This window comes from Psychrobacillus sp. MER TA 171, from assembly GCF_023713305.1.
GTDB lineage: Bacteria > Bacillota > Bacilli > Bacillales_A > Planococcaceae > Psychrobacillus.
Window position 1 is genome coordinate 1 of record NZ_JAMAWN010000019.1, and the last position, 22,443, is coordinate 22,443.

Below are 22,443 nucleotides of genomic sequence, written 5' to 3' on the forward strand. Positions count from 1 at the left end.
GGTAAAACATAAAAAGGGTGAGGGAGCCAAGAGGCGACCACTTCCTATAGGAAATCCAACAGATCCTCCAGCTGTCCGGATCAACTGGAAATTCTATCGGAAAGAGCTCTTATTACTAATATACGAGGGGGGAATCTATGGATACAAAAAGAAAAGTTGCGATTGTTACTGGTGGAGCTTCCGGAATTGGTAAAGCAATTTGTGAAGAACTCATCACTCAACAGGTATTTGTCATAATAGCAGATGTAAATAAGATAGAAGGTAAAGTTGTGGAGGATGAGCTTAATCGACAACAGAGCTGTGCGCGGTATGAGTATGTGGATGTAGCTGATCATGTAAGTATGGAAGAGTTTGTTCGGGATACTTTTAACGAACATGGTAGACTGGATTATCTGTTCAATAACGCTGGAATTACTATGTATGGTGAATTGTATGATGTTTCCATAGAGGACTGGAAACATATCGTAAATGTCAATCTGTGGGGAGTCATACATGGGACACAGATAGGCTACAAGATCATGAAAGAGCAAGGCTTTGGTCATATCATAAATACATCTTCGGTAGCAGGAATGGGGCCCTCTCCTCTGACAGCAGCATATGCCGCTACGAAACATGCGGTAATTGGGCTTACAACCTCGTTGCATTATGAGGCAAAAGAACATGGTGTGAAAGTAAGTGTACTTTGTCCCACGTTTGTAGATACACCCATCTTTTCAAATGCTATAGCTATTAATATGGATAAGCATAAAATGATTCAACAGATGAAAAAGCAAAAGTTAATGACTCCTGAAAAGCTAGCTAAGATTACCATAAATGGTGTTCATCACAATAACCCTATTATTTGTCCGATGCCAATGCGACGAACAATGGATATCTTTTTTTCTTTGTTTCCACTAGCACATAGTAAGCTAATGGACTATGTTTGCAAAGTTGGAAGGAGAGCTCGAATATCATAATGTTAAAGACTTCAAGAAGCCCTTCCTCGTCATGAAGAAGGGCTTTGTGGTTTATAGCTATTAAAGAAGCGGATAATAGGCTTCAAAGCTTGGATGGCAATAAAATGGGGGTCTTGCTCCAATTTCGGGTAGTTCAAAGGGCTTGGAGTTAGAGTTATATTGTACATTTACCTTTGCATCGGAGTAATTTGTGAGTAGTGTTTCTGCCCCTTGGTTAAGTATTAACAAATGATTGTTCAACTGCATTCCTCCTTTTAATTAATAATTTATTCTTTTATCGAAAAGTAGGCACAGCACGTAGATTATTATCACCGATACAGGTAAGTTCACATAAAGTAGTTCGAAGATTAAACAAGAAGGGAGATATTATTGTCCGAACAACATGAGCACAATCAAAAGTACCCTATGAATCCAAACTACGGCAAAATAACAAAGTTTCAGGAAGTTCCAATTACGGTGCCGGAGCAGCGTCAGTTAAGGCAGCCTGGTCTGGAAAGTCTGATGCATCCAAGGCCAATTATAGAGAATCCTAACTATACTGGAACGGGTAAGTTACTTGGCAAGGCGGTCTTAATAACAGGAGGAGACAGTGGGATGGGAGCGGCTGCAGCTATAGCCTTTGCTAAGGAAGGAGCAGACGTCGCCATTGCTTATCTTGATGAGCACGAAGATGCCTATCGTACAAAAAATAGAATAGAGGAACTTGGTCAACGTTGTTTACTGTTGCCGGGAGATTTGCGAGACAAGGAGCATTGTAAGTATATAGTAGATGCAACTGTTCAAGCTTTTGGGCAGTTAAATGTTTTATGTAATCATGTAGGAATTCAATTCCAGCAGCTAAGTCTTTTAGATATTACAGATGAGCAATTTGACGATACGTTTAAAGTTAATATTTATTCCCATTTCTACACAACGCGAGCAGCTTTACCACATCTTAAGCCCGGGAGCTCTATTATTAATACTGCTTCAGTCGTTGCATATGAAGGACATAAGCATTTAATGGATTATACGGCTACTAAAGCCGCAAATGTAGGGTTTACTCGCGCCCTTGCAAATAACCTAGTAAGCCAAGGTATTCGAGTAAATGCAATTGCACCAGGCAGAATATGGACACCGTTGATCCCTGCTAGCTTTTCAGCAGATGAGGTTACACAAGCAGGCAATCCGATGGAACGACAAGGTCAACCTTTCGAGCTAGCACCTACCTTTGTTTATCTAGCCTCAGATGATTCACGTTTTGTCACTGGTCAAACCCTTCATGTTAATGGCGGACAAATCACTTCTTCTTAAAAGTTCTATTAAGACCATGTCCTTGTGATTTGGTCTTTTGAGTTTGTATATAGAAATACTAATTTTTCCTTTACTGAGTTTATCATCCATGTGTTTAGGTTATATAGATAAAATGAATGTCGAATTTTGTAATAGTCTTAGGGGCATTCAGTTTTAAAGGAGGTATTTGTTATGAAAAAGAGAATTTTAGGTGTCACTGCTCTTACTCTGTTGCTTGCAGCCTGCTCTGATGAGGAGACGACAGTGAAGGAAAAAGACCAAACTGAAGAAAACAAGCAAGAAGAAGTCGTAGAAGATGAGGAATTTTCACTCGAGGTGACGGATGAAGAATGGCTAGCATTATCTAACCAAAGTAAGTGGTGGGAGGAAAATGACTTAACGGAGCCAGAATTTGGACAAGCTGTAATCGTCCAATTTGATGAGGATACAATCCCCGAGGTAGTTATTCCTTATACTCAAGCTAAAGAGGAGCCTCAAGGTTTGCTTATTGGAAAGTACAATGAGGGCGAAGAAAAATGGGCTATCTCTCAAAATATACCGGTTGATAATAGCTTGAAAATAGAAATATTAGAAGACAAACTAACTTTCAGTAACGGTACTGAAGTACTTGTTACTCAAGAAAGTGACGATCAAAACAAAACATTAGCAACCTATAAATACTCCAAAGAAGATGATGAAGTAATAGCTACAAGAATTGATGTAGATGTGGACCAACCTATCGAGGTAGATCCAGCAGAAAATACAATTAGCTATTTTGTTGATGGAGAAGAGAAGAAAGAGACGGTAGAAGAGGAGTAATCATCTTCTTCTCTATCTTGACTCTTACAGGATTATAGTGCACAAAAAAACAGTCCCTAATTCAGACTAGGGGCTGTTTTTATATGACCTCATTGTAAAGAATTCCTTCTCCATCCTCTAGCTCTATAACTTTTAAGTAACTCTCGTTTTTGACGAAAACACTTTTATATACTTTATTGCCATCTTTATCTTCAAAAAAGATAACTCGAGTTTCTTCGTTATCAGTTTCAATATTTGCTAAGTATACTTGCAAATCAATAATATTATTTAAAATAGGATACTCGGGTAAATCATTGAGGACTTGATTTTCTTCTGGTAACTCTTCTATTAATTCAACGGGTACTACCTCTTCCTCTTGAGGACTGGAACAACCCGTTATTATAACAGATCCTACTATAGCTATTAATAATTTCTTCACTTTGCAGGCTCCTTTATAAATTTTTATATGATGCATTTTTGGAATAAAAGTTATCCCTTAAATAATTATCCTAAAATACTGAATATATGAAGTCAAATGATAGCTCTTCCCAAACTGTCACCTTTCAAGAAAAATCGTAATAGTATAAGCTGATAAGAATTATTATGAAGCATCATTTAGGAGAGTGCCTATGCCTGCTATTACAGGAAAACAATATATAGATCGGATAGATCAGTTGAACTCGGAAATTTGGGTTGACGGAAAAAGAGTAACGGGGAAGATCTCCGAACACCCCGCTTTCAAAGGGGTCATGAAGAGCCAAGCAGCATTATTTGATATGCAGCATGACCCAAATTTAAAAGATATATTAACCTATCCTTCTCCAACTACTGGAGATTCTGTTGGGCTTTCTTTTCTAGAACCAAAAACAAAAGAAGATTTAGTGAAAAAAAGGATGATGGTTCAGGAATGGGCTCGAGCGACCAATGGTCTAATGGGAAGAAGTCCAGATTATATGAATACAACTTTAATGGCTTATGCGTCTTCCGCAAAATTACTGGAAGGTAAAAATAGCTGTTTTCCTCAGTATCTCCAATCTTACTTTGAATATGTACGAGAAAATGATTTAACTTTAACTCACAGTTTCATTGAGCCACAGGTAAATCGAACTTTCTACTATTTAGAAGATGAAAAAGAACCAATTGCAGCTAAGGTCATCGGTGAAAATGAGGAAGGAATTATTATAAAGGGTGCTCGTCTGCTTGCAACGCAAGGAGGTATGACGGATGAAATATTAGTATACTCCATGGGACCAATTATAGATGAAGGGAAGGGCTATTTTTTCTCTATCCCAAGTAACACGAAGGGCGTAAAATTTATATGTCGGGAGTCATTAGTTGGAGGAGATTCTTCCTTTAATTATCCGCTGAGCTCCAAATATGATGAAATGGATACCATTGTGGTTTTTGATGATGCGGTAGTCCCGTGGGACCGTGTATTTATTTATGATGACCCAATGACGGCCAATGATTTTATGATTAGTAGCTCCTTCCAACCGTTCACCCTACACCAGGTAATATCTAGACAGGTTATTAAAACTGAATTTGTCTTAGGAATTGTCCAGTCTATTATTAAAACTATTAATATAGCAGAATACCAGCATGTTCAGGAAAAGGCGGCAGAGGTAATTGTAGCATTAGAATCTTTAAAAGCGTTGTTAATGAAATCAGAGATAGATGCGAAAATAAATCGATTTGGTTTAATGGAGCCAGATAGAGCTACATTGCATGCTGCTATCACTGTTTATCCGAAGGTCTACCCAAGACTAGCGGAAATCGTACAGCTATTAGGTGCTAGTGGTTTAATGACCATTCCAACAGAAAATGATTTTAACTCACCGATTAGAAAGGACCTCGACCAATACTTGCAGGCAAAGGCAGCCCCAGCTGAAGAACGTGTAAAGCTATTCCGCCTTGCTTGGGATCTTACGATGAGTCCCTTCGGAACAAGACAAACTATTTATGAGCGGTTTTTCTTTGGGGATCCAATCCGCGTAGCAAGCCAGCTCTACTTTGCCTATGATAAAGAGCCTTATGTTCAACGTATTAAAGATATATTGAAGGGATAGGGGAATGAATCTAGAAACAGACTTGTAGTAATACCGAAAAAATAGAGAATCGGTCGGTTATGGTGCATAATCGGTCGGTCCAGTGAGAAAATCGGTCGGTCGCCGAGAATAATCGGTCGGTTCGCACAAATAATCGGTCGGTCGCCGCAAATAATCGGTCGGTCCAGACAAATAATCGGTCGGTTCCACTCACTCATCACATAAAGAGACAAGGCAAGGATGCTTATTTCTGCATCCTTGCCTTTTCTCTTTATTTCTTTCTTCTAATAAGCGATGAATTAACCTCGTTCATCGATGCACAACCAGATAATGCTAAAGTAACATCAATATCATTAATCATGTTACGTAGGACGTGCTCTACTCCTTGCTCGCCGGCAGTGGCCAAACCATAGATAAAAGGTCTGCCAAGTAAAACTACATCTGCCCCAAGAGCCTTTGCTTTAATGACATCAGAGCCCCGTCTGATACCACTATCCAATAACACTGGAATATTCCCCTGAATAACTTCCGCGACGGAGGGGAGTGCCTCTAATGACGAAATACAGCCATCCAGCTGCCTTCCTCCATGATTGGAGACTATAATTCCATCGACTCCGTGGAGTAAAGCTTTTCTTGCATCTTCCTCATGAAGGATGCCTTTCAGTAAAATGGGAAGCTTCGTATGCTCCTTAATGGTTTTAAGATTTTCCCAGGTTAATGAAGGATTAAAGATAATATCAACAATACTTTTAATGACCTCCGGATCGTCAGCGGAAGGGGGGCTAGTAAATCGACCTTGAAAGACAGGGTCGTATAAGTAGTTAGCAGCCCCTTTTCCCAGTTTTAAAGGAGAATAGCGATTGTTCAAATCACGCTCTCTATTTCCAAGAAGGGAGGTGTCAATCGTAATGACGATAGCAGAATAACCTGCTTTTTCTGCGCGACGAACCATACTTATCGCCATTTCCTCATCATTGGACCAATACAACTGATACCAGCGAGGGGTGTCTCCTAGATTAGCGGCAATTTCCTCTAAAGGATAAGAGGATAATGTACTAGCTATAAAAGGGACTCCACATGCTGCAGCAGCACGTGCGGAAGCCAGTTCACCTTCAGGATGGAAAATACTTTGAACCCCGATTGGTGCTAGTGCAAAAGAGGAAGGGAAGGTAGTTCCCAGCAAAGTAGTGGAGGTGTCTCGACTGCTCACATCATTTAAATATTGAGGGACGATACACCAATCCTCAAAGGCTGCCTCATTGGCACGAAGGGTGCTTTCATTACCAGCACCACTATGGACGTATGTAAACGGTCCTTTTTCAATAGATTTAGAGGCCAATTCTTCTAAAAGAGAAATTGAATGTGGTAACTCCAGCTGTGAAATAGAACGGGTCATATAAGCTCCTCCTTAAATACTAACTCGTTTTCTTACCTAAATATGCCTCAACAACTCTTGGGTCTTCTAGTAAGCTATTTGCTTCTCCGTTAATAATGATTTTTCCGGTTTCCATGACATAGCCATAATCCGCAACCTTGAGTGCCTGCTTTGCATTTTGTTCCACCAACAATACAGTCGTACCGCTAGCTTTAATTTCACGAATCATTTTAAAGATATCGGCAACTATTAATGGTGCTAGCCCCATAGAAGGTTCATCTAGCAATAGCAACTTCGGTTTGGATAGCAGTGCTCTTGCGATGGCAAGCATTTGCTGCTGCCCACCGGATAAGGTACCGCCTAACTGATCCTCCCGTTCTTTTAAAATAGGGAACTGTTCCATAACATTTTCCAAATCTTTTTTTATGTCCTTATCATTCCTGTGATAAGCTCCCATTTCCAGGTTCTCTAGAACGGTCATGCTAGAAAGGATAGCCCTTCCCTCAGGGACAAGGGCAATACCTTTTCTGACAAGCTGGTCAGGTCTCATGCCAGTAATGTTCTCACCTAAAAACTCAACAGTTCCTTTTTGAGGCTTTAGTAGGCCAGTAATTGTTTTCATCGTTGTCGTTTTCCCAGCACCGTTTGCACCGAGGAGGGTGACAACCTGACCCTGCTCTACGACAAGGTTTACATTTTTAAGAGCTTGTATTTTTCCATAAAATGTTTCAATTCCTGTTACCTTAAGCAATTTCTTCATCCTCCTCTGATCCGAGGTAAGCTTCTATTACATCCTGATTATTTTGAATTTCAATAGGAGTACCTTCCGCAAGCTTCTTCCCAAAATTTAAAACTGCAATTCGGTCGCAAAGCTTCATCACAAAAGGCATGTCATGCTCAATCAGTAAAACAGTAACTCCACGCTTTTGAACTTTTTTTATCAACTCAAATAGGTTCTCTGTTTCTGTTTCATTCATACCGGCTGCAGGCTCATCTAATAATAATAGCTTTGGATTACTTGCCAGGGCACGGGCTATTTCTAATCTTCGCTGTTGACCGTAAGCTAAGTTCTCTGCAATTGTTTCTTCGTATGGGGAGAGACCCACTAACTCTAACAGCTCCAAAGCCGCCTCATAATTCCCTTTCTCTTCTTGTTTTTGTGACTTTGTTCTAAGTACACTTTTTAAAACCCCGGATTTATTTCGACAATGGGCACCTACCAATACATTTTCCAAAACGGACATTTGAGAAAACAACCTGATGTTTTGAAACGTACGACAGATTCCCTTATCTGTGATTTTATGAGGTTTCATACCTGAAATATTTTTCCCTAGAAATAAGATTTCTCCAGAGGTAGGGGCGAACATATTAGTTATTATATTGAACATGGTTGTTTTACCAGCCCCATTAGGTCCGATTAATCCGAAAATTTCTCCTTCGTTGATTTGGAATGAAACGTCCGTTAAGGCTGAGATTCCACCAAAGTTTTTAGTTATATTTTTTAACTCTAATACCATTGGAATCCCTCCTTTTAAATGTAAATGTTCGTTTTAGCCAATTTAATACGGGAACATCTATAATTCCTTGTGGGCGGAAAGCCATCAATACAATTAGAATAATCCCGTAAATCATATATCGATATTCACTAATAAATCGTAATGCCTCTGGAAGCAATGTCATAAAGGTTGCTCCGAATATTGCTCCCCATATAACCTCGCTTCCACCAAAAATGGAGAAGATTAAAATATCAATGGCACGGTGATAAGCAAAGTCTGCAGGACTGATATAAGCTAATACATGTGCGTAAAGAGCACCAGCAAAGCCAGCCAAAATTGCACCTTGTGTAAAGGACAATACTTTGTAATAAGTGATATTAATACCCATTGCTTCTGCCGCTTTTTCATCCATTTTAATGGCAGCGTATGCTCTACCAACACGTGACTTGTTCTGCCTGATAAAAAACCAAACGATAAATATAGTAATGATCAGTAAAACAAGTACTACTATTAAATAAATAGCTTGATTGTTTTTAAGTCCAAGCATATCGGGATCAAATCCTAAATCTCTTAAAAATTGAAACAGCTCTCTACCAAGATGAGGTATACCAGACAAGCCAATCGAGCCCTTGGTCACGGAGTCCCAGTTCACAAAAATTACTCGAAGTACTTCTCCAAAACCGAGTGTTGCAATAGCTAGATAAACTCCACTCAATCTTAATGCAGGAATACCAATTAAAATTCCGAAAGCTCCTGCAACTACTGCTCCCAAAACAATACTTAAATAAAGAGGGACCTCAAAGTTGATCGTTAGGAGTGCAGAAGTATAGGCTCCGATACCCATGAAACCTGCATTTCCTAAAGATAATTGCCCGGAGGAAAGCGTTATGTAAATGCTTATCCCTAAGATAATATTGATAAGAATAAAAGAGATAATCTGTAAATAGTATGGGTTTAAAATTTCTCCTAGCATATGATCATCACCTTCCTACCTCAGCAGTTTTCTTGCCGAAAATACCCTGTGGACGTATGAGAAGGATAAAGATAATAGCAACGAAGGCAACGGCATCTCTATACCCAGAATCTCCGTAGGCAACAATCATTGTTTCAGAAAGACCAAGGAGTAATCCTCCAACCATCGCACCTTTTACATTTCCCATACCGCCTAATATGATAATGGCTAAGCCTTTTAAGCCCATGGACAAGCCCATCTGTGGATTAACGGAGTTAAAGGCCATACCTACTAGAATTCCTGCTATTCCACCCAGGGCAGAGGCAAGTATGACAGTTGTTGTAATAGTACGTTTCGTGTTTACACCAAGTAGACTAGCAGTCTCTAAGTTTTCGGCAGTAGCGCGCAGTGCCTTTCCAGCTTTCGTTTTAGAGAGCCAATACGAAAGTACGATCATAAGGGTAATAGAAATCGCAAAGATTAAAATCTGTACTAAATAAATAGTGATGGAACCAACTTGGATTTGAATTTGTGCAAAAGAATGTCGAAACGGATGATTACCGGCTCCAAACAAATGATGCGAAAGGTTCTCCAACAAAATGGAAACCCCAATAGTGCTGATTAAAGGGGCTAGATGTGAAACACCCTGCTTCCCTCGAAGCGGTCGAAGTGCAATCTTTTCTAACAAATAGCCCAAGATTGCGGTAACGATTACTGCAGAAAGAAATGCTACCCAAAGTGGTAATCCTAATACGCTAGTTACCAACACCCCTATAAAAGCACCTATCATGAAAATTTCTCCATGAGCCATGTTAATAATGCCGAGTACACCAAAGACCAGTGTAAATCCAAGGGCAACAATTGCATAAATGCTTCCGAGTGTTATACCGTTAATAATTTGTTCTAAAAGCATGAAAGCTCACCCTTTCAAAATAAGGTAAGGGCTATTCACCCTTACCTATCATCATTAGATTTTATTTACTTACTCAAATAATTTAAATTGCCCATCCTGAATGATTAGTACAGTAGGGTCCATGATTACATCGCCCTCTTCGTCAAAAGAGATCTTCCCAAGAATACCTTCTAAATCTTTTATTTCAGCTAGAGCATCGCGGAGTGCATCACGATCTGCTTCCCCAGCATTTTTTAGTGCCTCTGCGTAAATATAAAGAGCATCATACGCCTGTGCAGCAAACTGATCTGGCTTGTGACCATAGGCTGCCTCATACTTCTCTACAAAAGCCTTCACTTTTTCATCGGGTTTATCAGCAAACCAAGGAGTCGCAACGATTAATCCGTTAGATGCTTCCCCAGCAATCTCAATTACCTGAGGCGAGTTGAAACCATTTCCTCCTACAAAAGGAACTTCAATTCCCATTTTTCTCGCTTGATCCATAATTACGGCCCCCTCATTGTAGAGAGCAGAAGCCAAAATTAAATCTGGCTGAAGATCTTTAATCTTAGTAAGCTGCGCATTATAGTCAGACTGTCCTTTTTGGAATGTCTCGATTGTTAATATTTCTAGTCCCATATTTTCAGCCTCAGCCTTCATCGTATCGAATCCAGATTGAGTGAATAAGTCATCATTTCCATATAAAATGGCTACTTTTTTAGCGCCGTATTTGTCTACTGCCTTCTCTAGTGCAGCGGGTATAGCCAACGATTCTGGTATAGAGTTACGGAATACATAATCCCCAATTTGAGGAATACCAGCTGCTGTAGTGGAGGTACCCATAATTGGAATACCATTAATATCAGCCTCAGGGCCAACAACGTTCATTTCCGTACTTAACGTTGGTCCTATAATGGCAACAATGTCATCCTGACTCATTAATTTTTGGCCAACTGATAATGCCTGCTCTTGTTTTCCGACAGAATCCTCGATAACAAGCTCAATCTTTACGTCGCCCTTTTCATTAATTTCTTCTAAAGCTAGCTTTAATCCATTTGTAATCGCTTCCCCATAAGCTGCGCCTGGACCTGTCATGTAAGAAATAACCCCTATTTTGGCTGAAATCGTGCCATTAGCGTCCTTACTGTTTTCTCCATTTGTAGATTCCCCAGCTCCACAAGCTGCCAGGAAAACTAACATCGTAACGGTAAAAATAATAGATAACTTTTTAAAAACATTTCCCATACCCCAAACCCCCTAAAAAAGATTTATAAAACATATATCTATATTAAAACTATTAACTCCATAATGTAAAGTTAATATTTTGAATAATTGAAATAATAAAATAATAATATATTGATATATGAAATATAGAACTAGTCATGTAAATAGAGGTTTCAAAGAAAAGATTAATAAGATTAAATTATTTAAAAATAAAGCTATTACGTATAAAACTAGTAGGGTGTATCTTACATAAATTCAAGTTTGCTTCTGACTTTGCTGTCCAAAAGATTAAGATTGGCCCAAACGCTTTTATTCACAAAGATCAACTTCTTCGTGAGCCTTTTATCACAATAAAATTTAAAGTTCAATTACTTTGGAATTATTTGTTGTTTATAATAGAGTTCTGACTTTACCTCTATATACAAAAATGGAATATTATAACTAATATAAATTTTTAAAAGGAGGAGTTTTATGTGCAGAGGCAAGCAAACAGGGGATAGTTGTAAGGTCGTTAGAAGAGCTAAAAGGAAAAGCATACAATGAAAATATTAGATGTAGACTTATTAGAAAATGGACTTCAGCGAATTGGGAATCAACAGGAGAGATTAAGAACTGAAATGACTGCTATACAGCAATCGATCGAGGCATTAATAGCTATGGACGAAGTACTAAAAGGAAAAGGAGGTACAGCGATTAAGTCCTTTTATGAAGAGTGTCATCTCCCTCTTCATCAAACCTTTCAATTGTTTTCTCAACATTTTTCAGAAACCTTAGTGAATATAAATAATGCTTTAGAATCACTGGAGTCAAGCACAGAGGGTTATATAGCGGAATCCTATTTGGAGGGCGAAATAGATACAGGGCTTACGAGTATCTCTCAACTCACTAGTGCCTTAACTAACCAATCAAATGATATTATGAACCAAGTTAGCGATATTGTACCCCTTCCTCACTTAGATGATAGTTTGGTGCAAGAAGGAGTAAGCAATGCAAGAAAAAATAAAGATGAAACGATAGACAAGCTTCAGGAATTTGATACCTCTCAAAAAAATGCTTTATCCTCTATAGAGGATGGTATTGATTTGATGAATCAATGGATTTCTAAGATTGAATCATTATTTTTGTCCGGACGTACGGATATTAGATTTGAGACGAACGAATGGAAAGCATTAACGTTGAACAGTGAATTAAAAGATATAGTAGATTCGAAGACATATCCAATGATTACTTGTACTTCAGGAGACAACGTAGACGAATTAATAGGGACAGAGATTGATCCGGAGATACTGAGCATTATGGAAAATGGTAGAATTAAATCAGTTGAAGGGGAACTGGATGAAACTATGTTGTTTGTCAGGTATCATGCTTATGACAATGGACTTATCGTAAAAGAGTTTCAAGAAATCGATTCCGATCAAATTCAATATGAAATAGTATCCAAGATAGAGGAAGCACAGGAGCCAGAGGATAAAAACGGTTTTGAAATGGCTGCTGATTTTCTGATTATGGATGATATCAGAACATTAACAGATCCAAATGCATCTCTTTTAGATAAAGGAATAGCTGCCGCCTCTGTTATCCCTATTCCTGTTGGAAAACTTGTAAAAGGCGGTTCGGCAGCAGTCAAAGCTATAGACAACGCTGCTGATGCTTCAAAGGCAGCAGATAAGGTTAGAGATGCTTCTAAAATTGTAGATGAGTTACCTCCTATAGAAAATGGACCATATATAAAAAATGGAAAACCACGTGGAAGACCACAATTATCAGGTGACAAAAAATTAGAATTTGAACGGAAGGTATATGACGACAATGTTGGACCTGATGGCGTTTTACGTGATCCAAATACAATGGAGGTCCTTGACTGGAAGCCTGGTCAACCAAGAAGAGGTGCAGTAGACTTTGGACATCGCCAAGGTTATGAGTATCATCCTATGTTTGAAAAATATAGAAATCGTGAAATAACTTTAGACAAGTTGAAAGAGTTCCAATTTAATCCCGAAAACTTTAGGATAGAGAGTCCTGGAGCAAATAGGAGTCGTAAATTCGAAGGGAAATGATAACGATATGAAAATAACAAATGTGTTTGATGCAGTACTAAAAGGAACCTTTGAGGATTTTAAAAGTTTCTATAATGGAGAAGTAAATCAGATAAATCCACATAGCAAGTTAAATTTATTGTCTACCGCAATGCTTAATTATGAGAAACCCAATGATAAGCTGGAGATTATTCAGTATCTATTAGAAAATAGTGTAGATATTTCTTTTACAGATTCTCTATATAAAAGGAATGCTCTACATACTTTCTTTTTTAACGTTATGAAAGGCCCACAAGAATATATGGAACAAGTTGTGAGACTGCTAGTGGAAAATGGTGTAGAAGTAAACGGTTTAGATAAGTTCCATTCGATACCCTTAAAGTATGCGATAACAGTCAATAAAAATACTACAGAGGATATGAAAGGGATTTATTCTTATTTAGTGGAAAAGGGATCTGATGTGAATATTAAGGATACCTTTAATAAATCAATAATAGACTACGCAAAAGAGTTTCCTTGGAGAAATGAATTTTTGGAAATAGTAAAGGAGTATGAGCATGGATAATAAAAATGATGCATATGGCGGCTTTATGGTTTCTAAAAACGTCTTGAATGGAGTGCCAATCAGATATAGCTTTAGAGAACCGAGTTCTATACCTCAGTTAAACGGCTGGAATCTTTTCTCGGAGTTAGACGATGATGAATATGTAAACAATCCGGATAACTTTGTCATTGTGAATGCTGAAACTATTTATTCTTTAGCACCACAGATGCTAGAAATTTTTGATGCTCCTTATGGTACTGACCTTTTTTGGGTATATGAAGAAAACATACACATCGGTTTTTATGATTTGGTGGCAGATAAGATAACGTCAATTGAACAGATTCTAGCGTAGGCTTAGATGCTCCTAGTTTTGGAGAATGGAGATCGTTTAAATAGAAAAAGCACAGGACGTCCAACAATGGGCGTCCTGTTTTGTCTATGCTGTTGATCGTAAAGAATGCACAGGGCGCACAAACATTCCTATCATGCTAAAATAGAGCTAACTAGAAACAGAAACAGAGAAAGGGTTTTAGATGATGAATAGTACGATAAACGAAAAGAAAATTAAAGAACTATGTGGCATTACTGCTTTTAAAAAGGGTAAGGCTTATTTTCTTGCGGATAAGGTGCATCTTCATCCTAGCCCTAAAGATGAAAAGGTGATAAAAGCTACTGTAAAGGCAGGAGAGGATTTCATTGTCACTATAAAAGCTGACTCCGTTGGAGAGATTGTTGCCTCTTGTACATGTCCCTCTGTCGGTTTTGTTTCCACCTATTGTCAGCATATTGCGGCTGCTCTCATCTCAATCGATGAAAAGCAACGAATGGATGGTTATTTGGCAGAAAGAATGCTAAATCTATTTGAAAAAAAGACCTCTCCCCCTACAGGAAAGCAGCTACATTTTGATGAAAGAAAGATATTAGAGATGGAGTTCACGTGCTGTACAGTTCCTTTGGAGGGAGGGGCTTACGGATTCGGTATACAGTTAGCTGTTGGTCCCGAACCATTCCAAGAAATAAAGGAAGTCGCAAAGTTTCTTTATGAAATGGAAAGAAGGAGACCTTTCGAATATTCGCCAGGCTACTTGTATGCACCGGAGGTCTATAGCTTTACAAGAGAAACAGATGACGTACTTCAAATATTAATGAAAAGTCAGCGCATAAATAGTAAGGCATTAATACAGGACGATATTTTGCTTATGTCGGCCACCGATTGGGATAGACTTCTCCCTTTACTCATAAAAGCACCGAGAGTTAAGTTTCTACATGATGATTTTTACTATGAAGGTATTCAGCTTGGTCAAGAGCTGCCGATACGTTTTGAATTTGATGAAGCGAAGAAGCCTGACTATCAGTTGAACGTAAAAGGTCTCGATATGGTGACCGTATACAGATCCTATGGCTACGCATTCTCTAAAGGGGTGCTATACAAGCTACAGCCGGAGGAGACAAGCAGACTGGCAGAACTAAAAAGCATGCTGGACCAATCTGGTAAGCATGAGCTAATCATTCTAGAGAACAATATCGACCAATTCATGAAAACAGTTCTACCAGGCTTGATGAAGCTAGGTCAGGTCTACATAGCGGAGCCTATCTCTAAAAGGATGGGAGAAACTCCTCTAAAGGCGAAGCTGTTTCTTGATAGGGTAAAAAATCGCCTGCTTGCTGGCTTAGAGTTCCATTACGGCCATCTGCTAGTCAATCCCTGTGAGGAAACAGAGGAGTCATTCACCCATTTTCCTGGTATACGGCGTCAGAGAGAGAAGGAGCTCGAAATCATGAAGCTCTTGTTGGACTGCGGGTTCACCCAAACACCAGGGGGATTTTACTTAATGGATGAGGAAGAAGAATATAACTTCCTGTATTATGTATTGCCAAATGTTGAAAAGTGGGTGCAGGTATACGCTTCTACTGCTGTGAAATTACGGGTAGTGAAGGAATATACAGGTCCAAAGATAAGGATTGAGATGAAGGAAAGAACCGAGTGGCTAGAGTTTCGCTTTGAGCTAGACGGTATAAAGGAAAAAGAAATTCAACAGCTGATGACAGCCATTGAGGAAAAAAGAAGATTTTATCGGATACCAAACGGGAATCTAGTGTCGCTTGAAACACCTGAATTTGTAGACCTTGCAAGATTCATGGAGGACATGGAGGTAAGCAGTGAACATTTTCGGGACGGGATGCAGGTTCCTATTTTAAAGGGAATGCAGATTGCACAGACACTAAGTCGAGGGGATCTGCTTGAGCCAGGACAAAGATTTGCTAAGCTCCTTAAGAATCTAAATGAGCCGGAGAACCTGGAAGAGGATGTGCCATTAGGGTTAGAAAATGTATTACGAGACTACCAAAAGGCGGGCTTCAGATGGTTTAAACTGATGGCATCATATGGTTTTGGAGGTATACTCGCAGACGATATGGGGCTAGGGAAGACACTTCAAAGTATTGCCTTTATTGAATCGGTGCTATCAGAATCTCGTGTTCGAAAACAGCCCATATTGGTCGTTACGCCTGCATCACTCCTCTATAATTGGAAAAACGAGCTAGGCAAGTTTACTCCACATATAGATGTACAAATCATCGATGGCAGTAAGACAGACAGAAATGCGGCATGGAAAGCTGGGGTAGAGGCAGATGTCCTCATCACCTCCTATCCTTCCCTACGAATGGACACAGAGTGTTACAGAGATCTTTTCTTTCATACTGTATTTTTTGATGAGGCGCAGGCTTTTAAAAATCCAATGACAAAGACGGCTCGGGCAGTGAAAATGCTACAGGCCAAGCATCGATTTGCGCTTACCGGAACACCGATAGAAAATTCTTTAGACGAGCTTTGGTCTATTTTCTATGTTGTATTTCCTGGTCTATTGCCAAACAGAAGAGAATTCAGTGAGATGAGAAGAGAGCATATTGCGAAACAAGTTCGCCCATTTATATTGCGGCGTATGAAAACGGATGTCCTACAAGAGCTGCCTAAGAAAACGGAAATGGTCATCTATTCCGAACTGCAGGTCGAGCAAAAGAAACTATATGCTGCACACCTAGCAGAGCTTAAGCATGATGCCCTAAAACATTTAAAGAAAAAAACCTTCCGGAAGAATCGCATTAAATTTCTCGCTGGGCTAACTAGATTACGACAATTGTGCTGTCACCCAGCCCTCTTTGTAGAAGGCTATGAAGGGAGCTCCGCTAAATATGAGCAGTTAATGGAGATTTTAGAGGATTGCCGAATGACTGGTAGACGAGTGCTTGTCTTTTCTCAGTTTACTCAAATGCTAGCCATTATCCGTAGACAGCTCATTAAGCAGGGGGCACCATACTTTTATATAGACGGACAAACCCCTCCAGTGGACCGTGTCAGTCTATGCGAACGATTTAACAACGGAGAGGGAGACTTGTTCCTCGTGTCATTGAAGGCAGGGGGAACAGGGCTTAATCTCACCGGAGCAGATACCGTGATATTATATGACCTTTGGTGGAATCCAGCAGTGGAGCAGCAAGCAGCAGATCGTGCTCACCGCATGGGCCAAACAAATGAGGTCCAAGTCATTCGATTGGTAGCAAAAGGCACCATTGAAGAAAAAATTACACAGCTCCAGCATAGAAAACAAAATCTAATAGAAGAAGTAATCCATTCCGGACAAGATATATTAGCTGGAATGAATGAAGAAGACATTTTAGAGGTTTTGATGGGGGAGTAACTTATTAATATAATTAAATAAATCTCATCATAAATATACAAATTTTAGGAGTCTTAAGTAATGGCATTTTAATTAATTTTTACGCCATAAGAATTATTTTTCATATTGGCCCTTCTCCCATTTCCATTATTTCTAATAAATGGAATACAATAATATCAACTAAAATGTGAAATGGGAGGGAGCTTATGAAAGTATTAGATGTGGATGTATTACAAGTAGGGCTAAAAAATAATGTCAGTATGCTTGAGCGACTTCAAAAGGAAACAGAATCCATCCATCTCAGTATTAAAGGGTTAGTTGGTATGAATGAAATACTAAAGGGTCACGGAGGAAATTCCATTAGGGCTTTTTATGAGGAATGCCATCTCCCCTTTCTTGAATTCTTCCAGCTTTTTTCAAAGGAATATAAAAGTGTGCTGGAGACTGCAGAAAGTGCATTACTTTCACTTGAACCAAATACTGAGGGGCATATGGTCGAAAGCTATATGGATGGAGAAGTGGAAGAAGGTCTTCAAAATATCTCAACTCTTACAAAGAATTTAGTAGAAGCAACGAATGGTATCATGGACCAGGTCGCTGATATTGTTTCACTTCCACATCTTGACGATAGTGATGTGCAGGATGGAATTATACTTTCTAGAAATAAAAAAAATGATACCCTAGATAAGCTCTATGAGTTTGATTATACGCAGCATAACACCTTGTTGCCCATTGAAAACGGTATAAAGATTATGGAAAGAAGGGTAGCTGAGATAGAGGCTCTAATGAAGAGTGGATTAACCGATAAGCACTTCCAAGTTAATGTTTGGAACTTACTAACTGTAAATAGTGAGCTGACAGATGCAATTGAAACTCAAAAATATCCACAGTTGAGCTGTGTATTAAAAAATGAGCACGAACATTTAATTGGAACGGAGATATCTGCAGAAACTTTTGATCTAATGAATGTTAAGCTAGAAAGAACAGTAGAGCGAGAACTATTTGGTGATTTTTCGCTATTAAACTACCATGAATATGAAAATGGTCTTGTGATTAAAGAGTATCGTTTAAAGGGTGAAGATACTATTCATTATGAAATCGTCGGTGAAGTGAAGGAGGAAATATTGTCTCCTGAAGAGATGAATAAATTAGGGCCCGAGGAATTAAATGCTTATTTTAATTCACTGACTCGAGAAGAGATAGAGTTAATGTTTGATAAACAAATTGAAGCGCAGGAAGAGGAAAATCGAAAAATTAATCAGGCTATATTAGACTTTCTTATTCTAGACGACGTCAACACTCTTTTTGGGCCTGATTCATCGGTAGCCGACAGAGGGTTAGCAGCTGCGGGATTCATCCCATTCGGCAAGGTTACAAAGCTAGGTAAATTAGGGAAATTATTTGGACATGCAGATGATGTACCAGCAAATAAAATTGATGATGTACTCGAGGCCAGAGGTATTAAGGTAGTGGATGGTAGAGTAGGGAATAAAATACCTATAGAAGAATTCCAAAATATACGGTCTCGCTCTGTTCATAATGTGGATGCCGATTCTATGACACTTGGGAGGTATACAGGAGGATCTGACTCTTACATCGCAAGAGCGGGTAATAATTCTACTTATTTTAGTATGGGTGATGATTGGGATAAAGTCCAAAGTAAATATGGTTTGTCAGATCAAGAAATGTTTGATTACTTTAATGTACCTGCCCTTAATGACGCTGTTTCAAGTGGAAAGAAAATTCAATTCTCACATAACCCAAATGAACGCGTAGGAAGTTTTCTTAATCAGGAGTGGGAGTATTTAAAAAAGGAACATGGATTTACGGATCTAATTGAAGAAGGGGGTATGTGGTATGCAGAAAGATAGTTTAACTACATCAAAGGATAAAGCAAAGGGTTTGACGAAAGCAATGAGAGAATACTTTGGTGATCGAGTAGATAATTTCTCGATTTACAATCTAATGGATACACCTCACCAAACGTTCTCGATTGATTTTCAAGCATACAAATACTTCATTATTACTTTAGGTTATGATAGAGGCAACTTTGGATGTGCTATTAACTACGGGAAATCTAATGTGAGTTTAGAAAACAGTCAGAAATGGTTTGATGAAGCAGATATGAATATCTTCTTAAAGGAATTGGAGCAACAGCTAGAATTAAGAATTCCGGATAAATTTTTAGAGTTTTATGGGTGGAAATAAGGGATAAGAGATTAGTAAAAGAATTATTAATGAAAAAAGAGCATCTTTAACATAAAAGTTAGAGATACTCTTTTTTATTATTCTTCTACTAAATAATGGTATATATCATACTGAACTGGTTGTTCTAAAATCATGTTCATAGTAGCTACACTGTATTCTTTTCCTTTGTCGATAAGGGTGTCATTTTGTGCACTTTTTGGGTCCACTTCAACTTCTCCAAGGTAGTAAAAATCTTTACCTTCACCGTTATGTTTTTTGACAAACAGATGAACCTTTATATTAGAGTCGGTAGAATTAACAATGGGAGAGATGTCCTTAGCTGTAATTTTTCTATTCTTGGTTGAACACCACTTAAAAACATCTGCTGATAAGAACTCGTCCATGTATTTAACTTCTGATTCATCATCGTCAGCTTTGTGGTAATTCACAAAAATAGGACATTTATTCATTTTAACTCGTCCCCCGTTTAACGTGCCTTCTTCATTAGCAGGCCAGTTTAAAAGTCTACATACATCTTTTCTAGAGTATTTCTCATATAAAGTAAATGGATTCAATTTTTTGTATTTTTTATTTTTTTCAAAACTACATAAAATTATATCCTCGAGCAACGATCTAAATGAATCTTTTTCAATACTTTTTTGTAGTTTCTCATTTAGTTTATATATACCATTCTCTATAAAAATAATTGGTATTGAACCATAGTTTTTCTGTGCTGTTGTAACAAAAAAGTCTAAAGATAGTAAATTTTCTACTGAAAAAATAGTCTCATCATCAATATATGTTCCGTAATCTTGTAATAATTTTAGGTAATCTATTTTAGAAATTTCCTTTTGATCCAGCAAACATTGGATTAATAAAACTTCATGGATTCTTTTTCCGTTTATTAATTCTTGAGAAAACATTGTTAATACTGCTTGTTCATATGGGTCTATTTCTACAACAGGTTCATTAATACTAGATAAAAAATCAAAGTAATTTTTCTTGTTCATAAAAATTACTTCTGGATCTATTGAATTGTTTTTAATAAAATCTATTAGCTTAGGAACCCTACCTAAACGATTTTTTAGCTCATAGTATGGAGCTTTTAGAAACTCCATATTAGACAATTTCAATTTTTTATTATCAATAGCATCAAAGATACGCTTCTTAGCAATTTCTTCGAAGTTAATTGTTGAAACTCCTTGAATGTAATTGGTGTTAACTGTTCTTCGACGAACATTATCCTTGTTCATAGACTGATCACCAGAAAGAGCAATGGGGATAAGATAATTATTTTTATAGTTGCCTATAAAATCAATAATAGTAACGTATTCTTTTTCATCATGTTTGCGTAGACCACGACCTAGTTGTTGAATAAAAATAATGCTAGATTGTGTTTGTCGAAGCATGATAATTTGGTTTAAAAATGGAATATCAATACCCTCGTTAAAAATGTCCACGGTTAAAATATAATCGAGTTCATAGCGTTCCAATTTACTAATAGCATCTTCTCTTTCGGATTGTTTATTATCACCTGTAAGAGCAACTGTTCTTATATGATGAGTTTTTAACACTTTTGAAAGCTCATGTGCTTCTTGCTTTGAACTACAAAAAATTAAACCTCGTACTCCCTTTCCAGAATAACCGTAGTAATTAATCTTCTCTAAGATATGCTGGACACGTTCCTCAGAAACTAAGCGCTGTAAAGAAGAAGTATCATCAATTATCTCTCCATCTCTTTCATAGTCTGTTACCCCAAAATAATGAAATGGACAAAGCATTTCTTCTTCCAAAGCGGCCTGTAGTCTAATTTCATATGCTACTTTGTAGTCAAAAAGTTCAAATATATTGAAGTTGTCTGTACGTTCGGGAGTGGCTGTCATTCCTAACAGAAATTCTGGTTCAAAGTAATTTATGATGCTTTGATAAGAACTTGCCCCTGCACGATGAACTTCGTCTATTAGAATGTAATCAAAATCATCTTTAGAAAATTGTTGTAAATGACGTGTTGATGACAAAGTTTGAACAGTGGCAAATAAGTATCTTGCATTCGTTTGTTTTGTATTACCTGAAAGGATTCCATAGTCATCTTCGTGACCGCCTAATATCTTTCTATAGTCTTGTAGTGCTTTTTTTAAAATTTGCTCTCTATGCACGATAAACAGCATTTTCTTTGGAGCAAAGTTTCGAACATCAAAAGCAGATAGGTAGGTTTTCCCTGTACCAGTAGCAGAAATAATTAACCCTTTATTAGCCCCTTTTTCACGAAGATTTCTTAATTGGCCAAGTGCTTCTACTTGCATTTTATTAGGCTGGATTGCAAGGCTATCGGCTAGTTGGTTTGATAAATATTGAGTGTTAACTTGAAGTACATTCGTAGTTTGATGGTTAATAAAAGGTTGGTTAACATAAGTCAGATTGTAGTTGTTTATCCACTCTAAGGTTAAAGGTATTGATTCATTCCAAGCATCTTCGAATTGATTACGAAAGTGATGAATTATTTCGCCCTCTTCAAGAGATGTTAAATAGACATTCCACTCATAGTTAGCTTTTAAAGCACTATCGGTTAAATTAGAGCTGCCAACTATTAGAGAGGAATATTCTTTATGTTCAAATATGTACCCCTTTGAGTGAAAACCTTTTACGCCAGTCAACCGAACTTCTACATTTTCTAGTTTTAATAACTCTTTAAACATTTTAGGCTGATTAAAATTTAAAAAGGTAGATGTTAAAATTCGACCTTGAATACCTTTTAGCTGTAAATCATAAAGTATAGTTTTTAAAGTAGCTAAACCACCCTCAGTAATAAAAGCTACAGAAAAGATAAAAGTTTCGCATGTCTTCATTTCTTGAAGAAGTGTAGACAAGACATTTTCATGAGATTTATTTGAAAGTAATTTAGGTTTAAATTGTCCGGTTACGGGGCTATTCTTATCTATAAAACCTTTGTACAATGAGTTCTTCATCTTACGAATCAATGGTTCTATTATAA

At 37.9% G+C, this 22,443-nt stretch carries 19 protein-coding genes; 10 read left to right on the forward strand and 9 right to left on the reverse strand.

Annotation, left to right across the window (positions count from 1 at the left end; all coding sequences use genetic code 11):
• Window positions 1-137 precede the first annotated feature (137 nt).
• Window positions 138-956: an SDR family NAD(P)-dependent oxidoreductase gene (locus tag M3627_RS15290; RefSeq protein ID WP_251556407.1), complete on the forward strand. Its 819-nt coding sequence runs from the start codon at window positions 138-140 to the stop codon at window positions 954-956.
• 60 nt (window positions 957-1,016) lie between these two features.
• Here M3627_RS15290 and M3627_RS15295 read toward each other — a convergent pair whose 3' ends face one another.
• Entirely contained in the window at window positions 1,017-1,196 is a 180-nt protein-coding gene (locus M3627_RS15295; protein ID WP_240949733.1) for a hypothetical protein, read from the reverse strand.
• A gap of 165 nt (window positions 1,197-1,361) precedes the next feature.
• Between M3627_RS15295 and M3627_RS15300 the strand changes: the two genes are divergently transcribed.
• Both M3627_RS15300 and M3627_RS15305 read left to right on the forward strand, forming a co-directional pair.
• Window positions 1,362-2,246, forward strand: coding sequence for an SDR family oxidoreductase (locus M3627_RS15300; protein ID WP_169360094.1), 885 nt, complete (start codon window positions 1,362-1,364; stop codon window positions 2,244-2,246).
• A gap of 171 nt (window positions 2,247-2,417) precedes the next feature.
• Window positions 2,418-3,044, forward strand: a complete 627-nt coding sequence (locus tag M3627_RS15305) for a hypothetical protein (RefSeq protein WP_169360084.1) — start codon at window positions 2,418-2,420, stop codon at window positions 3,042-3,044.
• Window positions 3,045-3,123: 79 nt separating this feature from the next.
• Here the strand turns inward: M3627_RS15305 and M3627_RS15310 are convergent, their stop codons facing one another.
• Window positions 3,124-3,462, reverse strand: coding sequence for a hypothetical protein (locus tag M3627_RS15310; RefSeq protein ID WP_169360083.1), 339 nt, complete (start codon window positions 3,460-3,462; stop codon window positions 3,124-3,126).
• A gap of 190 nt (window positions 3,463-3,652) precedes the next feature.
• On the opposite strand from M3627_RS15310, the gene hpaB reads away from it, so the two are divergent.
• Window positions 3,653-5,089, forward strand: coding sequence for a 4-hydroxyphenylacetate 3-monooxygenase, oxygenase component (gene hpaB, locus M3627_RS15315; protein ID WP_251556408.1), 1,437 nt, complete (start codon window positions 3,653-3,655; stop codon window positions 5,087-5,089).
• Between the two features lie 250 nt (window positions 5,090-5,339).
• Here hpaB and M3627_RS15320 read toward each other — a convergent pair whose 3' ends face one another.
• The 6 genes from M3627_RS15320 to M3627_RS15345 form a co-directional block, all read right to left on the reverse strand.
• Complete coding sequence (locus M3627_RS15320; RefSeq protein WP_251556409.1) at window positions 5,340-6,464, reverse strand: alpha-hydroxy-acid oxidizing protein; 1,125 nt, start codon at window positions 6,462-6,464, stop codon at window positions 5,340-5,342.
• A gap of 19 nt (window positions 6,465-6,483) precedes the next feature.
• Window positions 6,484-7,194, reverse strand: a complete 711-nt coding sequence (locus M3627_RS15325; protein ID WP_169360093.1) for an ABC transporter ATP-binding protein — start codon at window positions 7,192-7,194, stop codon at window positions 6,484-6,486.
• A complete protein-coding gene (locus M3627_RS15330) occupies window positions 7,187-7,960 on the reverse strand; it encodes an ABC transporter ATP-binding protein (RefSeq protein WP_251556410.1) in 774 nt (257 codons plus the stop codon). Before M3627_RS15330 ends, M3627_RS15325 begins: the two co-directional genes overlap by 8 nt.
• Window positions 7,932-8,912, reverse strand: coding sequence for a branched-chain amino acid ABC transporter permease (locus M3627_RS15335; RefSeq protein WP_251556413.1), 981 nt, complete (start codon window positions 8,910-8,912; stop codon window positions 7,932-7,934). Before M3627_RS15335 ends, M3627_RS15330 begins: the two co-directional genes overlap by 29 nt.
• 7 nt (window positions 8,913-8,919) lie before the next feature.
• Entirely contained in the window at window positions 8,920-9,804 is an 885-nt protein-coding gene (locus M3627_RS15340; protein WP_169360078.1) for a branched-chain amino acid ABC transporter permease, read from the reverse strand.
• Window positions 9,805-9,873: 69 nt separating this feature from the next.
• On the reverse strand, window positions 9,874-11,028 hold the full coding sequence (locus M3627_RS15345; RefSeq protein ID WP_251556414.1) for an ABC transporter substrate-binding protein: 1,155 nt from the start codon (window positions 11,026-11,028) through the stop codon (window positions 9,874-9,876).
• 518 nt (window positions 11,029-11,546) lie between these two features.
• Here M3627_RS15345 and M3627_RS15350 point away from each other — a divergent pair.
• From M3627_RS15350 to M3627_RS15375, 6 genes are all read left to right on the forward strand, one after another.
• Window positions 11,547-13,064, forward strand: coding sequence for a T7SS effector LXG polymorphic toxin (locus M3627_RS15350; protein WP_251556415.1), 1,518 nt, complete (start codon window positions 11,547-11,549; stop codon window positions 13,062-13,064).
• A gap of 7 nt (window positions 13,065-13,071) precedes the next feature.
• Window positions 13,072-13,608, forward strand: coding sequence for an ankyrin repeat domain-containing protein (locus M3627_RS15355; RefSeq protein ID WP_251556416.1), 537 nt, complete (start codon window positions 13,072-13,074; stop codon window positions 13,606-13,608).
• Window positions 13,601-13,939, forward strand: a complete 339-nt coding sequence (locus M3627_RS15360) for a DUF2185 domain-containing protein (protein WP_169360074.1) — start codon at window positions 13,601-13,603, stop codon at window positions 13,937-13,939. The genes M3627_RS15355 and M3627_RS15360 overlap by 8 nt, the downstream gene beginning before the upstream one ends.
• A 184-nt stretch (window positions 13,940-14,123) precedes the next feature.
• Window positions 14,124-17,285, forward strand: a complete 3,162-nt coding sequence (locus M3627_RS15365) for a DEAD/DEAH box helicase (protein ID WP_251556417.1) — start codon at window positions 14,124-14,126, stop codon at window positions 17,283-17,285.
• Window positions 17,286-17,470: 185 nt separating this feature from the next.
• Window positions 17,471-19,135 carry an LXG domain-containing protein gene (locus M3627_RS15370; protein WP_251556418.1) on the forward strand — a complete coding sequence of 555 codons (1,665 nt, stop codon included), beginning with the start codon at window positions 17,471-17,473 and terminating at the stop codon, window positions 19,133-19,135.
• The gene (locus tag M3627_RS15375) at window positions 19,122-19,472 is read left to right on the forward strand and encodes a hypothetical protein (RefSeq protein WP_251556419.1); all 351 of its coding nucleotides are present in this window, start codon (window positions 19,122-19,124) and stop codon (window positions 19,470-19,472) included. The genes M3627_RS15370 and M3627_RS15375 overlap by 14 nt, the downstream gene beginning before the upstream one ends.
• 77 nt (window positions 19,473-19,549) lie before the next feature.
• On the opposite strand, the gene M3627_RS15380 is transcribed toward M3627_RS15375, so the two are convergent.
• Entirely contained in the window at window positions 19,550-22,438 is a 2,889-nt protein-coding gene (locus tag M3627_RS15380) for a DEAD/DEAH box helicase (RefSeq protein WP_251556461.1), read from the reverse strand.
• Window positions 22,439-22,443 lie beyond the last annotated feature (5 nt).

Bases quoted from the DNA above. Each gene is read 5' to 3' on its own strand.
- M3627_RS15355 (WP_251556416.1), top strand. From the start codon at position 13,072: ATGAAAATAACAAATGTGTTTGATGCAGTACTAAAAGGAACCTTTGAG.
- M3627_RS15300 (WP_169360094.1), top strand. From the start codon at position 1,362: ATGAATCCAAACTACGGCAAAATAACAAAGTTTCAGGAAGTTCCAATT.
- M3627_RS15320 (WP_251556409.1), bottom strand. From the start codon at position 6,464: ATGACCCGTTCTATTTCACAGCTGGAGTTACCACATTCAATTTCTCTT.
- M3627_RS15360 (WP_169360074.1), top strand. From the start codon at position 13,601: ATGGATAATAAAAATGATGCATATGGCGGCTTTATGGTTTCTAAAAAC.
- M3627_RS15345 (WP_251556414.1), bottom strand. From the start codon at position 11,028: ATGGGAAATGTTTTTAAAAAGTTATCTATTATTTTTACCGTTACGATG.
- M3627_RS15350 (WP_251556415.1), top strand. From the start codon at position 11,547: ATGAAAATATTAGATGTAGACTTATTAGAAAATGGACTTCAGCGAATT.
- hpaB (WP_251556408.1), top strand. From the start codon at position 3,653: ATGCCTGCTATTACAGGAAAACAATATATAGATCGGATAGATCAGTTG.
- M3627_RS15365 (WP_251556417.1), top strand. From the start codon at position 14,124: ATGAATAGTACGATAAACGAAAAGAAAATTAAAGAACTATGTGGCATT.
- M3627_RS15305 (WP_169360084.1), top strand. From the start codon at position 2,418: ATGAAAAAGAGAATTTTAGGTGTCACTGCTCTTACTCTGTTGCTTGCA.
- M3627_RS15370 (WP_251556418.1), top strand. From the start codon at position 17,471: ATGAAAGTATTAGATGTGGATGTATTACAAGTAGGGCTAAAAAATAAT.
- M3627_RS15290 (WP_251556407.1), top strand. From the start codon at position 138: ATGGATACAAAAAGAAAAGTTGCGATTGTTACTGGTGGAGCTTCCGGA.
- M3627_RS15330 (WP_251556410.1), bottom strand. From the start codon at position 7,960: ATGGTATTAGAGTTAAAAAATATAACTAAAAACTTTGGTGGAATCTCA.
- M3627_RS15335 (WP_251556413.1), bottom strand. From the start codon at position 8,912: ATGCTAGGAGAAATTTTAAACCCATACTATTTACAGATTATCTCTTTT.
- M3627_RS15375 (WP_251556419.1), top strand. From the start codon at position 19,122: ATGCAGAAAGATAGTTTAACTACATCAAAGGATAAAGCAAAGGGTTTG.
- M3627_RS15340 (WP_169360078.1), bottom strand. From the start codon at position 9,804: ATGCTTTTAGAACAAATTATTAACGGTATAACACTCGGAAGCATTTAT.